We start from the raw sequence: 14,917 nt of genomic DNA on the forward strand, positions 1-14,917 counted from the left end.
GTGGACCGGGCCGTCCGGTGGCGCGGGGCGTTCACCGTACGAAGTGCGCCGGTCCGCCCCCGTACCCTTGCCGGGGACCCGGAAGGCCCGCACGCCGACCGGGTCCGCGCTTGCGCCGTACGTACGAAGGAGAACCGCCGTGCTCGTGCTGTTGCCGCCCTCCGAAGGAAAGGCCGCCTCGGGGCGCGGGGCGTCCCTGAAGCCCGAGTCGCTGTCGCTGCCGGGGCTCGCCCCGGCCCGTGCGGCCGTGCTGGACGAGCTGGTCGAGCTGTGCCAGGCGGACGAGGAGAAGGCCCGTGAGGTGCTGGGCCTGAGCGTGGGGCTGCGGGGCGAGGTCGGCAAGAACACCGAGCTGCGCACCGCCGGGACCCGTCCGGCCGGGGAGCTGTACACCGGTGTGCTGTACGACGCCCTCGACCTGGCCTCGCTGGAGGCGGACGCGCGGCGCCGGGCGACGGCCTCGCTGCTGGTCTTCTCCGGGCTGTGGGGCGCGGTCCGGATCGGCGACCGGATTCCGCCGTACCGCTGTTCGATGGGCGTGAAGCTGCCCGGTCTCGGCGCGCTCGGCGGGTACTGGCGCGCCCCGATGGAGGCGGTGATGCCCGAGGCCGCGGGGGGCGGGCTCGTCCTGGATCTGCGGTCCTCCGCGTACACGGCGGCGTGGAAGCCGAAGGGCGAAGTGGCCGCGCGCACGGCGAGCGTGCGGGTGCTGCACTCCCAGCTGGTCGGCGGCGTGGAGAAGCGGTCCGTGGTGAGCCACTTCAACAAGGCGACCAAGGGGCGGATGGTGCGCGACCTGCTGCTGGCCGGGGCCCGGCCGAAGGGCCCCGCGCAGTTGGTGGAGGCGCTGCGGGATCTCGGTTACGTGGTGGAGGCCGAGGCCCCCGCGCGGGCCGGGCGGCCGTGGTCGCTGGACGTGGTGGTGACGGAGATCCACTGAGGGAGACCGCAGCCCGTTGCGCAGGCTGCAACGGTCGTTGCACATAACGCCATGCGCGCGGCAGGATGGCCCCATGACCTCCTCCCCGTCGCCCTCGGCCGCCCCCGACGCCTCCGTCCTGGATCTCGCCCCCGTCGTCCCCGTCGTCGTCCTGCACGACACGGCCGACGCGGTGCCGCTGGCGCGGGCGCTGGTGGCGGGCGGGCTCCCGGCGATCGAGGTGACGCTGCGGACCCCTGCCGCGCTGGAGTCGATCCGGGCCATGGCCGCCGAGGTCCCGGGCGCGGTGGTCGGCGCGGGCACGGTGCTCTCGCCCGAGCACGTCCGGGACACGGTCGCCGCCGGGGCCCGTTTCCTGGTCAGTCCGGGGTGGACGGACGCGCTGCTGGAGGCGATGAAGGCGTCCGGGGTGCCGTTCCTGCCCGGTGTCTCGACGACCTCCGAGGTGGTGGCCCTGCTGGAGCGCGGGGTGAGCGAGATGAAGTTCTTCCCGGCCGAGGCGGCGGGCGGCACGGCCTATCTGAAGGCCCTGTCCGCGCCGCTTCCCCAGGCCAGGTTCTGCCCGACCGGCGGCATCTCGCTCGCCTCCGCGCCGTCGTACCTCGCCCTGCCCAACGTCGGCTGCGTGGGCGGCAGCTGGATGGTCCCGGGGGACGCGGTGGCGGCGAAGGACTGGGACCGGGTGGCCCGCCTGGCGGCCGAGGCGGCGGCGCTCGCCGCGTAGTCGCCAGGAGGCCCCGCCCTCAGCGCAGGATCTGCACGGCGTAGAGCCCTCCGACGCCCAGCGCCAGCACCCCCAGCAGCAGCCGCAGGGCCGTCTCCGGCAGGCGGGGCTGGAGGCGGGCGCCGAGGTAGCCCCCGCACAGCCCGCCGAGTCCGCAGGCCAGGCCGAGCGACCAGTCGGGCGCGATGTCGCCGGTGGTGGTCAGGGACAGCAGGGCGTACGTCCCCGCGCCCACGACCGAGGTCACGAACGTGGCGGCCAGGGCGGCCGGGGCCACCTTCGCGACCGGCATGCCGCGCCCGACGAGGACCGGGCCGAGCAGTGAGCCGCCGCCGATGCCGTAGATCCCGCCGGCGACGCCGACCGCCAGGGCCAGCCGGGTGACGGCCCGGGGCGAGGGCTCCCGGGCGGGGGCCCCGCGGGAGGCGCGGCGCAGGGTCCGCAGACAGAGCCAGCTGCCCAGCGGCAGCAGCAGGACGGCGATGAGCAGCCGGAAGACCGAGGGGCCCGGCACCGCGAACACCCGGATCACCGCGCCGACGACGACACCGGGCACGGTGCCGAGGACGAGCAGCCGGGTCAGCGGTCCGCGCAGGGCGCCGCCGCGGTGATGCCGCAGCAGGGCCCCGGGGCCCGCCACCACGTTGTAGAGCAGGTTGGTGGGGGTGACGGCCGGGCTGGGCACCCCGAGCACGCTCACCTGGACCGGCAGCAGGAACACCGCGCCCGAGACCCCCACCGGCGCGGTCGCCACCGAGATCAGCAGCCCGGCGGCGAACCCGAGCAGCCCCGTCGACCAGGTCATGGGGCTCGCGTTCCCGCTAGCGGAGGTGGGAGGTGTCGTTGAGCAGGCGTACGGAGGCGTTGCCGTCGCCGTAATAGGCGACCGTGGAGATCGAGGCCGCCGACAGCTCCATCCTGAACAGCGCCTCGGGCGGGGCCCCCAGAGCGAGCCGGACCAGCGTCTTGATCGGGGTCACATGGGTGACGAGCAGGACCGTGCGGCCCGCGTACCGGGCGACGATCCGGTCCCGGGCGGCGGCGACCCGCTCGGCGACCTCCGCGAAGCTCTCGCCGCCGCCGGTCGGCTCGGTGTCCGGCGAGGCCAGCCAGGCGGTGAGGTCGTCGCCGTACCGCTCCCGTACCTCCCCGAAGGTCAGGCCCTCCCACCCGCCGAAGTCCGTCTCGCGCAGACCCTCGTCGATCCGGACCTCCAGGCCGAGGCGGTCGGCGACGGCGGCGGCCGTCTGGCGACAGCGGCGCAGCGGGGAGCTGACGATCTCCTGGACGGCGCCCAGGGCGGCGAAGTGCTCGGCGGCCCGTTCGGCCTGGCCCCGGCCGGTGGCGGAGAGCTCGGGGTCGGTGCCGCCGCTGCCGGAGAAGCGCTTCTCGGGCGTGAGGGCGGTCTCGCCGTGCCGGAGCAGGACGAGGGTGGTGGGAGCGCCCAGGTCGGGGGCCGAACCCCAGCCGGTCTGCGGGGTTCCGGCGGTCTCCGGCACGGGAAAGAGCGTGTCGGCCGCCGGGGTGGCCGCGCCGCGTGCGGCCGCCAGGGCCGCACGGGCCTTCGCGGCACCCGCGACCTGGTCGCCGGGCGGGCCCTGGGCGGGCGGCGGCGTGCTCGCGGCGCGGGCCGGGGCGTCCAGGGCGGCCGTCGAGGCGGACGCCTCCCACTGCCTGCCGTCGCGGCCCGCGTCCATCGCCTCGTTGGCGAGCCGGTCCGCGTGCTTGTTCTGTGCGCGCGGGATCCACTCGTACGTCACGGAGGACGGCGGCAGGATCGCGGCGGCGCGGGCCGCCAGCGGCTTCATGTCGGGGTGCTTGATCTTCCAGCGCCCCGACATCTGCTCGACGACCAGCTTGGAGTCCATCCGGACGTGGACCCGCAGCGCCTCCCCCGCGTCCGGGAACAGCGCCTTGGCGGCCGTCAGACCGGCGATCAGGCCCCGGTACTCGGCGACGTTGTTCGTGGCGACGCCGATGTACTCGGCGGCCTCGGCGAGGGGCTCGCCGGTGGCCGGGTCGATGACGACCGCGCCGTAACCGGCGGGCCCCGGGTTGCCCCGGGAGCCGCCGTCGGCCTCGACCAGGACCTGGCGCGCGGCGCTCATTACAGGCCCGACTCCGAGGTACGGATCAGGATCCGGTGGCAGTTCTCGCAGCGCAGGACGGTGTCGGGGGCCGCGGCCCGCACGTCGCCGACCTCGGCCATGTTCAGCTCGAGCCGGCAGCCCTCGCAGCGGCGCTGGTAGAGCCGGGCGGCGCCGACCCCGCCCTGCTGGGCGCGGAGCTTGTCGTAGAGCTTGATCAGGTCGGCGGGGATGACCTCGGCGACGACCTGGCGGTCCTTGGTCACCGTGGCGGCCTCGGCGTCCAGCCCGGCGGTCGCGGCGTCGCGGCGGGCGGTGGCGTCGTCGACCTTGGCCTGGACGGCGGAGACCCGCTCGGTCAGCTCGGCGACCCGCTCCTGGGCGCCCTCGCGGCGCTCCATGATCTCCAGGACGACGTCCTCCAGGTCGGCCTGCCGCTTGGCGAGCGAGACGATCTCGCGCTGGAGGCTCTCCAGGTCCTTGGGTGAGGAGACCGCGCCGGAGTCCAGGCGCTGCTGGTCGCGGACGGCGCGCTGGCGCACCTGGTCGACGTCCTGCTCGGCCTTGGTCTGCTCGCGGGTGGTGTCGCTCTCCTCGGTGGTGGAGGCGACCAGCAGGTCACGCAGCTGGGCGAGGTCGCTGCTGAGCTGCTCGATCTCGGCGTGCTCCGGCAGCGAGGTGCGCTTGTGGGAGAGCTGGGCGAGACGGAGGTCGAGGGCCTGGACGTCGAGAAGTCGGATCTGGTCGGCGGGCGCGGCGTTCAGTTGGGGGCTCCAGAGGAATGGTGGGTGGTCCAGGGGTCGGTGACCTGCTTCGAGACATGGACCCGCAGGCCCCATCCGTGGCGGTCGGAAAGCGCGTCGAGCTGGGCGGCCGCCTGCTCGCACCAGGGCCATTCGGTGGCCCAGTGCGCGGCGTCGACGAGGCCGAGCGGCGAGTGCTGCACGGCCTCGGACGCCGGGTGGTGGCGCAGGTCGGCGGTGAGGAAGGCGTCGACGCCCGCGGCGCGCACGGCGTCGAAGAGGCTGTCGCCGGAGCCTCCGCTGACGGCGACGGTGCGCACGAGCGCCTCCGGGTCGCCGGCGAGACGGATGCCCTGCGCGGTGGCGGGGAGCCGGGCGGCGGCCCGTGCGGCGAAGTCGGCCAGCGTCTCGGGGTGGTCCAGCTCGCAGATCCGGCCGAGGCCGCGGCGGCCCTCGGGGTCGGTGGGGTCCGGCACGAGAGGACCGGTGATCCGCAGGTCGAGGGCGCCGGCCAGGGCGTCGGAGACGCCGGGGTCCGCGGTGTCGGCGTTGGTGTGCGCGACATGGAGCGCGATGTCGTGCTTGATGAGGGTGTGGACGACCCGGCCCTTGAAGGTGTCGGCGGCGACCGTCGTCGTCCCGCGCAGATAGAGCGGGTGGTGGGTGACGATCAGCCGGGCGCCGAGCTCCAGGGCCTCGTCGGCGATCTCGCGGACCGGGTCGACGGCGAAGAGCACCCGGTCGATCTCCGCGTCCGGGTCGCCGCAGACCGTCCCGACCGCGTCCCATCCCTCGGCCCGCTCGGGGGGCCAGAGGGCGTCGAGGGCGGCGGTGACTTCAGACAGACGGGGCACGGGGGAAAGGCTACCTGTCCGGCGTGGCCCACCGCCCCTGACCGCCGGACCGGAGGGCCCGGACCGGCGGCCCGGCACGAATCGTTACTTCTGACTACTTCACCAGGTCCGCGCGGAGGTCGTCCTACTTCACCAGGTCCGCGCGGAGGTCGTCGAGGACCAGTCCGGCCGAGGTCACGCCGAGGCCCAGGTACCAGGTCTCGTCGGAGACGTCCTTGGCCCGGCCCTCCTTGACGGCCTTCAGGTTCTTCCACAGCGGGTTGGCGCGGGCGGTGTCGCGCTGGGTGGCCTTCGCGTCGCCGTAGACGCCGGTGAAGATCCAGTCGGCGTCCGCCTCGTCGATCTTCTCCGGGCTGATCTCGGCGGCCAGGTCGTCGATCTGCTGGTTCTTCGGACGCGGCAGGCCGACGTCCTGAAGGATCGTGCCGATGAACGAGGCCTTGGCGTAGAGCCGGAGGCGGTCGGGCATGTAGCGGACCATCGAGACGGTCGGCTTGTCGGGGCCGATGTCCTCGCCGAGCTTCCCGGCCTTCTCCTTGTACGCCGCGAGTGCGGTCTCGGCCTGCTCGGTGCGGTCCAGCGCCTGGGCGTTGAGGAGGTAGTTCTCCTTCCAGGTGAAGCCCGGCCGGATGGAGAACACGGTGGGGGCGATCTTGGACAGCTCGTCGTACTTGTCCGCGGCGCGGAGCTGGCTGCCGAGGATCAGGTCGGGCTGGAGGCCCGCGATGGCCTCGAGGTTGAGGCTGTTGATCGTGCCGACGCTCTTGGGCTCGCCCGCGTCCTTCTTCAGGTACGAGGGGATGGCCGCGTCGCCCTCGCTGGGGGCGTAGCCGACCGGCTTCAGGCCCAGCGAGACGACGTTGTCGAACTCGCCGACGTCCAGCACCACCACGCGCTTGGGAGCGGCCTCGATCACGGTCTTCCCCATCGCGTGGGTGACCGTGCGGGGGAACGCGCCGGCCTCGGCGTCCGTGCCGTACGCCGCCGTCTTCTTCGCCGCGTCCGCGAAGTCCTTGCCGCCCGTGGCGACGGCGGCCTTCCGGTCGCCGCCCGCGTCGGACTTCGCCGCGTCGGCGTCCCCGCCCCCGCAGGCCGAGAGGGAGAGGGCGGCCGCCACGGCCAGGGCGACTGCGGCGGTACCGCGGGGTCGAAGGGACATCACGTGCTCCAGTTGTCCGCGTACGTGCAGGGGAGCACGCGTTCGTGGTTAGGGTCGCCTAACCATAGACACGGTCACCTTCGACAGCACACCCACCCCCTCCACCTCAGGAGAATCCGGGCATCGCCACCCTTATGTGTGAAGTGAGGTGGCTCGTGTTGTTCGGCTGGAAGTGCGAAAACTAGCTTTCGTAGCCGGAGGTGACGAGTCCATGACTGCCTGTGCCATCGAGGGCGGATCCGCCGGGGCCGCCACGACGGCGGAACCCGAAGTGGAACCCGAAACGGAACCCGACCCGGAAGCGTTCGGCGAACCCGGTGAACCCGGTGAACTCACCGAGGCTGATGCCTCCGGCCTGCCCGGAACCGAACCGGACGAGAAAGCGGAGGCGTCGCCCACCGCGAGCGGACCGGAGACGTCCGCCGCCGGGGCGACCGCTCCCGGCCGCTTCACACTGACCGCGGACGGGGCCTATGCCGCCCGGCTCACGGTGGCTCCCGGGCCGCCGGGGGAACGCGCCTGGTATCCGGAGCGGTGGACGCTGGACGGGCCCGAGCCGTACGCGGTGCCCCTCCCTCTCGACCAGCCCGAGGAGCCGGACGCCGAGGTGGCGCCGCTCTCGGACGGACGGGTGCTGATCCGGCGGCAGGTGGCGGACCGGCAGATGTTCTCGCTGCTCTACCCGACCGGCCCCGGCACCGGTGAACTCCTGCTGGGCGCGGTCGAGTGCGCGACGATGACGCTGCTGCCGCCCTCGCCGGACGGCCGCAGCGTGTACGCCCTGTCGGCCGGGGAGCACGCGTCGTCGCTCTGGCTGGTGGCGGGCGGAGCGTTCGGGCCCGAGGAGGTCGCGCGGATCTCCGGGCGCTGTTCGGGCGGGGTGTGGCTGGACCGGGCGGGCCGGATGCTGGCGCTGGACCGGCAGGAGCCGGGCGGCGGACCGGTGAAGGCGGTCGCCGTCGACCTGGGGCGGGGGGCCGAGGTGACGGCGCTGCTCCAGATCGCGCCGGAGAGCGACGACCGGCTGCTGCTGGCGGACGCCGACAGCGGGCTGCTGCTGCTCCGCTCCGACGCCCCGGGCCACGACCGGCTCGGCTGGGGGGTGCTGGGGAGCTGTCTGCCCGTCAGGTTCCCGGAGTGCCTGCGCCTGACGGACGCGGCGGTCACGCCGTTCGCGGTGCAGCCGGGCCAGGTGCTGATGCCGGAGAGCTGTGCGGTGGCGCTGCGGATCGACGGGGCGGCGGGCAGCTGGGTGGGGGTCTGGCGGCCGGCGGGCCGGCGGCTGCACCAGTTCGCGGCCCCGCTGGGCTGGGCGCCGGGGGCCGGCTACTGGAGCCGGGACGGGGTGCTGCGCCTTCCGTACGCGAACGGGGCGACAGCCTGCGGTGTGGCGCTGCTGGAAGCCCCGGGGGACGGGGAACCTTCCTCGGCGAGCGGCCCGGCGAGCGGCGGGGAGGGCGGAACGGAACCGTCCGCCGCCGTCACCGCTCCTGTTGTGTGTAAGCCCGTTCCGTTGGGGCAGGCGCCACTGCACCGAGCAGCTCGATCCGGCTGAGCCCGACCGATCTGAACCCGGCGCCCGGGGCTACGTGGCCGTACCGGGCGGTTACCGACGGTGACCGCGCCGGACGGCGGTGGCTAGGCTTGCGACACGTAGGTGCGACACAAGTAAGCGAACACAACGGGGTGACTTCCCACATGTCCGAAGCCCGAACCGACACGACCCAGCAGCGCCCGACGGGGGCGGACGAGGGAGCCGGTACCGGCGGTTCCGGAAAGCACCGAGGGGGTGCCTCGGCGGAGAACACGTCGGTGCAGCCGCACGGTCGCCACCGCCGGCCCGCCGAGGCGGAATCCAGGGCGGCCTGAGCCGCGCAGCAGGTGCACGACAGCACGACGGAGGGCCCGGACCGGCGGACAGCCGGTCCGGGCCCTCCCCCGCTACCGGCGCTTCAGCCCGAGGACCTCGGCGGCAGCGAAGGTCTCGTTCGGGGGCCGGTCCGCGTAGTACGGGCTCAGCAGCTCGTCCAGTTCGGCGAAGGTGAACGTCTCCTTCGTCGCGTCGAACCGGGCTGCCACCCGGGGCCGTTCGACGACGGCGACCATCCCTCCGTGGACGACGAGCAGCTGCCCGTTGACCCCGGCCGCCGCCGGTGAGGCGAGGTAGCCGACGAGCGGGGAGACATGCTCGGGGGCCAGCGGGTCCAGCGTCCCGTCCGCCGGCTCCTGGAAGCCGGCGAAGACGTCCTCGGTCATCCGGGTCCGGGCGCGCGGGCAGATGGCGTTGACGGTGACGCCGTACCTGGCGAGGGCGAGCGCGGTGGAGGTGGTGAGACCGACGATGCCGCCCTTGGCCGCCGCGTAGTTGGGCTGCCCCGCCGAGCCCGCGAGGAACGCCTCCGATGAGGTGTTGACGATCCGCCCGTAGACCGGACCGCCGGTCTCCTTGGAGCGGGCGCGCCAGTGGGCGGCGGCGAAGTGCGTGGTGTTGAAGTGGCCCTTGAGGTGGACGCGGATGACCGAGTCCCATTCCTCCTCGGTCATCGAGAAGACCATCCGGTCGCGGAGGATGCCCGCGTTGTTGACCAGGATGTCGAGCCGGCCATAGGTGCTGACGGCCAACTCCACCAGGGCACGGGCCTGTTCGTGGTCGGAGACGTCGCCGAGGTGGGCGACGGCCCGGCCGCCGGCCGCCCGGATCTCGGCGGCGACCTCCTCGGCGGGGGCGGCGGACGCCTCGCCGGAGCCGTCGCGGCCCGGCTGCCCGTAGTCGTTGACGACGACGGCCGCGCCGAGACGGGCCAGTTCGAGGGCCTCGGCCCGGCCGAGGCCGCGGCCCGCGCCGGTGACGATCGCGGACAGTCCGTCCAGCGGGAGGGGAAGTGACATCGGATTCCTCAGCGTCGGTGGTCGGGTGCCGGGGTTCAGAGCTCGATGCAGGTCCGCAGCGACTCACCCGTGCGCATCTGGTCCAGGGCGTCGTTGACCCCGTCCAGCCGGACCCGGTGGGTGATCATCGACTCCAGGTCGATGCGGCCGGCCCGCCAGAGCGCGATGGCCCGTTCGTAGGAGCGCAGGACGTCCCCGCCGCCGTACATGGAGGGCAGGATGCGCTTCTCGTCGAAGAACAGCTCGAACATGTTGACCTGGAAGTTGTCGTCCATCGCCCCGGCGCCGACGACGCACAGGGTGCCGCCGCGGCGGGTGTTCTCGTAGGCGGTGCGGGCGGTGGCGGACTTGCCGACGACCTCGAAGACGTAGTCGAAGCCCTCGCCGCCGGTGATCCGCTGCTTGGCGTCGGCCAGCCCGTCGGGGGCGACGGCCTCGGTGGCGCCGAAGCGCAGGGCGGCCTCGCGGCGGGAGGCGACCGGGTCGACGGCGACGATCTGGGCAGCGCCCTGGACCCGGGCGCCCTGGATCGTGGAGATGCCGACGCCGCCGCAGCCGATCACCGCGACCGACGAACCCGCCTCCACCTTCGCCGTGTTGATGGCCGCGCCGAGGCCGGTGGTGACCCCGCAGCCGATCAGGGCGGCGATCTCGAACGGCACGTCGTCGGGGATCGGCACCGCGCAGCCCGCGCCGACGACGACCTCCTCGGTGAAGGTGCCGGTGCCGGCGAAGCCGAAGACGTCGCCGCCGGGGCGCTTGAAGTTGGGGGTGCCCGCGTTCATGAAGCCCGCAAGGCACAGCTGGGTCTGGCCGCGCTTGCAGGACGGACAGGCCCCGCAGGCGGGCAGCCAGCAGACCAGGACCCGGTCTCCGGCGCTCAGTCCGGTCACCCCGTCACCGATGTCGACGACCTCGCCCGCGCCTTCGTGGCCGGGGATGAAGGGGGCGGGCTGCGGCAGGACGCCGCTCATCGCGGAGACGTCGGAGTGGCAGAGTCCGGTGGCCCGGATGCGGAGCTTGACCTTTCCGGGGCCGAAGCCCACCGCCTCGACGTCGTCGAGGACTTCGAGCTTCTCCTGGCCTATCTCGTGCAGTACGGCTGCGCGCATGGTGCGGCTCCCCTCGGATTCGCGGCGGATTCGCCCTCTTCGATCGGTTCGTGGTGCGTTCAGGAGTGTTCGACGAGCGTGTCGGCGAGCACCGGCGCGTCGTCCCGCTCGGCGGCGGTGACCGTCACCTGGACGCGGCCGTCCCCGGCCCACATCCGGATGCGGAGGGTCTCGCCGGGGAAGACCACTCCGGCGAAGCGGGTGCGGTAGGCGGTGATGCGGGAGACGTCGCCGTCCAGCAGGGTGTCGGCGACGGCCTTCAGCGTCATGCCGTACGTGCACAGCCCGTGCAGGATCGGCCGGTCGAAGCCGGCCAGCTCGGCGAAGGCGGGGTCGGCGTGGAGCGGGTTCCAGTCCCCCGAGAGGCGGTAGAGCAGCGCCTGGTCCGCACGGATGGGCCGCTCGACGGTCCGGTCGGGGGCCCGCTCCGGCGGGGCGAGCCGGTCGGAGGGGCCGCGCTCGCCGCCGAAGCCGCCCTCCCCGCGTACGAAGATCTGGGCGTCGTTGGTCCACAGCGGCCCGTCGTCGTCGCCCGCCTCGGTACGCAGCACGATGACGGCCGCCTTGCCCTTGTCGTACACCGCCGCGACCTTCGAGGTCTGCACGGCCCGGCCGGCCACCGGGATCGGTCGGTGGACGCGCACGGTCTGCCCGCCGTGCAGGACCGCGGCGAGGTCCACGTCGATGCCCTGCGCCCCCATGCCGCCGAAGGCCGCCGTTCCCGCGCCCGCGACGGTGGCGAAGCTCGGGAGCACCTGGAGCCGGGACTCCAGGGTGTAGCGCAGTTCGTCGGGGTCGGTGGCGGGCGTGCCCGCGCCGAGGCCGAGGTGGTAGAGCTGGACGTCCTTGTGGTCCCAGCCGATCTCGGCTCGGCGGGGTTCGGCGGCGAGGGCTGCTGGGGCGTCAATGGGCATGACGGAGCTGCTCCTTGATGGTGGGAAGACCTCGGCGCGGCCGTCCGCACCGTCGGCCGCACCGAGGTCGTGCGGTGACCGGCAGGGCACGCCCCTTCTAGAACGCGTTCTAGCCGATGGCCCATGTATAACGCAGCCCCCGGAAGTTGGGAAGAGTGCTGACGCCGTGTCAGATCCAGGGGATCGGGCGGCGGCCGCATAGCCTGGGCCGGTGAACGAGATGCCCCGGGAGCACCGGCCCACGAGGTCCGTCCGTGTCCTGCTGGCCGAGAACGGGGAGGCGGCGCGCGGCGCGCTGGCGATACGGCTCGGGATGGAACCGGACTTCGCGGTGGTCGCTCAGGTGGGGACCGGGGACGGGGTGCTGGCGGCGGCTCTGACGTCCCGCCCGGACGTGGCGCTGCTCGACATCGAACTGCCCGGACGCGGCGGGCTGGAGGCCGCCGCCGAGCTGTGCGCGGAGGCGCCGGACTGCCGGGTGCTGATCCTGGCGACGTTCGGCGGGCCGGACCGGCTACGCCGGGTGCTGGCGACGGGCGCCGCGGGGTTCCTGGTCAAGGACGGCCCGGTGGAGGACCTGGCACGGGCCGTGCGCGCGGTCCTGACCGGGGAGACGGTGATCGACCCGGCGTTCGCCGGGGCGGCCCCCGACGCGCCGGCGGCTTCCTGACCGCTCCCCCGCTCCCCGTCGGCCGGCCGGCCGAGGTCACCGCTCGACCGGGACCTCGGCCGGGAGGTCCGCCGGAGGGCGGGGCGTGCGGTGGTTCGGCAGCCAGAGCAGCATCACGATCACCCCGGCCAGCAGCACCCCGCTCGCCGTGCGGAAGGCCAGCGCGTATCCGGCGGTGATCTCGGCCGCGTCGCCGGAGCCCCCCGTGCGCGCGGCGGCGACGGTGGAGAGCACCGCGAGGCCCAGCGCACCGCCCATCGTGCGGGAGGTGTTGACCAGACCCGATACGAGTCCGGCGTCGCCCGGGTCCGCGCCGGAGGTGGCGAGGGTGGCGAGCGGGGTGGAGGCGAGTCCGGCCCCGGCCATCATCAGGACGCCGGGCAGACAGATCGCGGTGAGGTAGGAGCCCTCCACGCCCATGGTGGACTGCCAGCCGAAGCCCGAGGCGGTGATCAGGACACCGGCGACGGCGAGGCTCTTCGCCCCCGTGCGCACCATGAGGCGGGGGGCCAGCTTGGAGCCGATGATGACGGCGGCCGAGGTCGGCATCAGCGCGAGACCGGCCCGCAACGGGCTGTAGCCCAGGACGTTCTGGGCGTACACGGTCATGAAGTACCACATGGAGAAGGTCGCCGACCCCATCAGCAGCATCGACACATTGGCCGAGGACACCGCCCGTACGGAGAACACCCGCAGCGGGATCAGCGGGACGGCGGTCCGCGCCTCGACCAGCACGAAGGCGGCCAGCACCGCGACTCCGGAGAGCAGCGGCACGAGGGTCTCGGCGGCCGTCCAGCCCTCGGCCTCGGTCTGGACGACGCCGTACGCGACGGCGGCGAGGCCCGCGGTGACGAGAACCGCGCCCAGCAGGTCGATGCGGCGGCGGTCGCCCGCACGGCCCTCGGTGATCCGCAGGGCGGCGGCGACCAGGACCAGGGCCCCGATGGGCACGTTGATCAGGAGGACCCAGCGCCAGGAGAGGGCGTCGGTGAGGACCCCGCCGATGAGCCCGCCGGCCGCGCCGCCGCCCGCCCCGACCGCCATCCAGGTGCCTATCGCCTTCGTTCTGGCCGGGCCCTCGGGCACGGCCGCGGTGAGGATGGTGAGGGTGGCGGGGGCGAGGACGGCGGCCCCGAGGCCCTGTGCGGCGCGGGCCGCGAGGAGCTGCCAGCCCTCCTGGGCGAGGCCGCCCGCGAGGGAGGCGGCGGTGAAGACGCCGAGCCCGACGAGGAACATCAGCTTGCGCCCGTAGATGTCGGCGGCCCGCCCGCCCAGCAGCATGAACCCGGCGAACGCGATCGAGTAGGCGTTGACGACCCACTGGAGGCCCCCGGCGCTCAGCCCCAGATCGGCCCGCATCGAGGGCAGCGCCACGTTGACGACGGAGACGTCGAGGACGACGAGGAACTGGCCGGTGCAGGCGGCGAGCACGACGGCCCAGGTGCTGGGCCGTATTCGGGAGGAGGCGGGCGGGGCGGAGACGGGCGCGGAGACGTCAGGCATGCTGGTCATGGTCGCAGGCGGCGAGCGGACCGTACATCGGGTATCGGAACCAGGTCCCGGGCCCCGGTGACCGGGACGGAGGTCCTACGCACCCGCGCCGCTGCCGGACCGCTCAGCCGCGCCGCAGCAGGGTGACCACCGCCGCTCCGCCGAGGCCGATGTTGTGGGCGAGGGCGGTCCGTGCGCCGGGCACCTGACGGGCTCCGGCCTCGCCGCGCAGTTGCCAGGTCAGCTCGGCGGCCTGGGCGATGCCGGTGGCGCCCAGCGGATGGCCCTTGGAGATCAGCCCGCCGGACGGGTTCACGACCCACCGCCCGCCGTAGGTGGTCGCCCCGGACTCGACGAGCTTGCCGGACTCCCCCTCGCCGCACAGGCCCAACGCCTCGTAGGTGAGGAGTTCGTTGACGGAGAAGCAGTCGTGCAGCTCGATCACGTCGAGATCGTCCGGGCCGAGGCCGGAGGCCGCGTAGACCTGCTGGGCGGCGGCCCGGGACATCGGGGCGCCGACCGCGTCGATGCAGCTGCCGGAGGCGAAGGAGGCGTCGGTGTCGGTGGTCATGGCCTGGGCGGCGATCTCCACGGCCCGCTCCCCCAGGTCGTGCCGCTCGACGAACCGTTCGGAGACGACGACGGCCGCCGCCGCCCCGTCGGAGGTCGGGGAGCACTGGAGCTTGGTGAGGGGGCGGTGGACGGTGCGGGCGGCGAGGATCTCCTCGACCGTGTACGGGTCCTGGAACTGGGCGTACGGGTTGTTCACCGAGTGCCGGTGGTTCTTGGCCCCGACCGCCGCGAGCTGCGCGGCGGTGGTCCCGTACCGCTCCATGTGCTCGCGGGCCGCGTTGCCGAAGATCTGGGCGGTGGGCGGGGACATCTCGAAGCCGTGACCGGCGGCCATGATCCCGTAGTGCCGGGCGACCGGCGAGGTCGCGAAGTCGCCGGCGCCGTCCGCGCCGCTGCCCAGCGAGCCGCGGGCCATCTTCTCGAAGCCGACGGCCAGGACGCAGTCGCTGCCGCCGCCCTCGACGAACTGCCGGGCGAGCATGAGGGCGGTGGAGCCGGTGGCGCAGTTGTTGTTGACGTTGTAGACGGGGACGCCGGTCAGGCCCAGCTCGTAGACGGCCCGTTGTCCGGCGGTGGAGGCCTGGAAGCAGTAGCCGACGGGGACCTGCTCGACCTGGTCGTAGCGGACCTCCGCGTCCTCCAGGGCGGCGGCGCCCGCCTCGCGGACCATGTCCCAGTACTGCCAGTCGCGGGTCTCGGGCTTCTCGAACCTCGTCATGCCGACGCCGACGATGTAGGCCTTCATCTTCCGACTCCTCTCT

13 protein-coding genes and 1 pseudogene are annotated in these 14,917 nt (G+C 73.8%); 4 read left to right on the top strand and 10 right to left on the bottom strand.

Translation table 11 applies throughout. The features are described 5' to 3' along the window. The first annotated feature begins 139 nt into the window (after positions 1 to 139). Entirely contained in the window at positions 140 to 940 is an 801-nt protein-coding gene (gene yaaA / locus ACH4UK_RS02480) for a peroxide stress protein YaaA (protein ID WP_398354228.1), read from the top strand. Between the two features lie 73 nt (positions 941 to 1,013). Continuing rightward, positions 1,014 to 1,664: a bifunctional 4-hydroxy-2-oxoglutarate aldolase/2-dehydro-3-deoxy-phosphogluconate aldolase gene (gene eda, locus ACH4UK_RS02485; protein WP_398354229.1), complete on the top strand. Its 651-nt coding sequence runs from the start codon at positions 1,014 to 1,016 to the stop codon at positions 1,662 to 1,664. Between the two features lie 19 nt (positions 1,665 to 1,683). Here eda and ACH4UK_RS02490 read toward each other — a convergent pair whose 3' ends face one another. The 5 genes from ACH4UK_RS02490 to ACH4UK_RS02510 form a co-directional block, all read right to left on the bottom strand. After that, positions 1,684 to 2,469, bottom strand: a complete 786-nt coding sequence (locus tag ACH4UK_RS02490; RefSeq protein WP_398354230.1) for a TSUP family transporter — start codon at positions 2,467 to 2,469, stop codon at positions 1,684 to 1,686. 16 nt (positions 2,470 to 2,485) lie between these two features. After that, positions 2,486 to 3,772 (bottom strand): bifunctional RNase H/acid phosphatase, encoded by a 1,287-nt coding sequence (locus tag ACH4UK_RS02495; RefSeq protein WP_398354231.1) that lies wholly within the window; start codon positions 3,770 to 3,772, stop codon positions 2,486 to 2,488. Further along, positions 3,772 to 4,515: a zinc ribbon domain-containing protein gene (locus ACH4UK_RS02500; RefSeq protein ID WP_398354921.1), complete on the bottom strand. Its 744-nt coding sequence runs from the start codon at positions 4,513 to 4,515 to the stop codon at positions 3,772 to 3,774. The genes ACH4UK_RS02495 and ACH4UK_RS02500 overlap by 1 nt, the downstream gene beginning before the upstream one ends. Then, complete coding sequence (locus tag ACH4UK_RS02505; RefSeq protein WP_398354232.1) at positions 4,512 to 5,348, bottom strand: Nif3-like dinuclear metal center hexameric protein; 837 nt, start codon at positions 5,346 to 5,348, stop codon at positions 4,512 to 4,514. The genes ACH4UK_RS02500 and ACH4UK_RS02505 overlap by 4 nt, the downstream gene beginning before the upstream one ends. A 124-nt stretch (positions 5,349 to 5,472) precedes the next feature. Next, positions 5,473 to 6,507, bottom strand: a complete 1,035-nt coding sequence (locus ACH4UK_RS02510) for an ABC transporter substrate-binding protein (RefSeq protein WP_398354233.1) — start codon at positions 6,505 to 6,507, stop codon at positions 5,473 to 5,475. Positions 6,508 to 6,718: 211 nt separating this feature from the next. Here ACH4UK_RS02510 and ACH4UK_RS02515 point away from each other — a divergent pair, with 211 nt between their 5' ends. Next, positions 6,719 to 8,062 carry a hypothetical protein gene (locus ACH4UK_RS02515; protein WP_398354234.1) on the top strand — a complete coding sequence of 448 codons (1,344 nt, stop codon included), beginning with the start codon at positions 6,719 to 6,721 and terminating at the stop codon, positions 8,060 to 8,062. Between the two features lie 386 nt (positions 8,063 to 8,448). Here ACH4UK_RS02515 and ACH4UK_RS02520 read toward each other — a convergent pair whose 3' ends face one another. Genes ACH4UK_RS02520 through ACH4UK_RS02530 form a run of 3 tightly spaced genes read right to left on the bottom strand, consistent with a single transcriptional unit; the run spans position 8,449 to position 11,422 of the window. Continuing rightward, a complete protein-coding gene (locus ACH4UK_RS02520) occupies positions 8,449 to 9,396 on the bottom strand; it encodes a 3-oxoacyl-ACP reductase (RefSeq protein ID WP_398354235.1) in 948 nt (315 codons plus the stop codon). A gap of 35 nt (positions 9,397 to 9,431) precedes the next feature. Then, entirely contained in the window at positions 9,432 to 10,508 is a 1,077-nt protein-coding gene (locus tag ACH4UK_RS02525; RefSeq protein ID WP_398354236.1) for a Zn-dependent alcohol dehydrogenase, read from the bottom strand. A 59-nt stretch (positions 10,509 to 10,567) separates the two neighbouring features. Continuing rightward, positions 10,568 to 11,422, bottom strand: a complete 855-nt coding sequence (locus ACH4UK_RS02530) for a MaoC/PaaZ C-terminal domain-containing protein (RefSeq protein WP_398354237.1) — start codon at positions 11,420 to 11,422, stop codon at positions 10,568 to 10,570. A gap of 220 nt (positions 11,423 to 11,642) precedes the next feature. On the opposite strand from ACH4UK_RS02530, the pseudogene ACH4UK_RS02535 reads away from it, so the two are divergent. Continuing rightward, positions 11,643 to 12,068: pseudogene (locus ACH4UK_RS02535) on the top strand (response regulator); the annotation flags it as partial. Positions 12,069 to 12,128: 60 nt separating this feature from the next. On the opposite strand, the gene ACH4UK_RS02540 reads toward ACH4UK_RS02535, so the two are convergent. Next, a complete protein-coding gene (locus ACH4UK_RS02540; protein WP_398354238.1) occupies positions 12,129 to 13,604 on the bottom strand; it encodes an MFS transporter in 1,476 nt (491 codons plus the stop codon). A gap of 103 nt (positions 13,605 to 13,707) precedes the next feature. Continuing rightward, positions 13,708 to 14,901 carry a lipid-transfer protein gene (locus ACH4UK_RS02545; RefSeq protein ID WP_398354239.1) on the bottom strand — a complete coding sequence of 398 codons (1,194 nt, stop codon included), beginning with the start codon at positions 14,899 to 14,901 and terminating at the stop codon, positions 13,708 to 13,710. Positions 14,902 to 14,917: the final 16 nt, after the last annotated feature.

Source organism: Streptomyces sp. NPDC020884 (genome assembly GCF_044333935.1).
GTDB lineage: Bacteria > Actinomycetota > Actinomycetes > Streptomycetales > Streptomycetaceae > Streptomyces.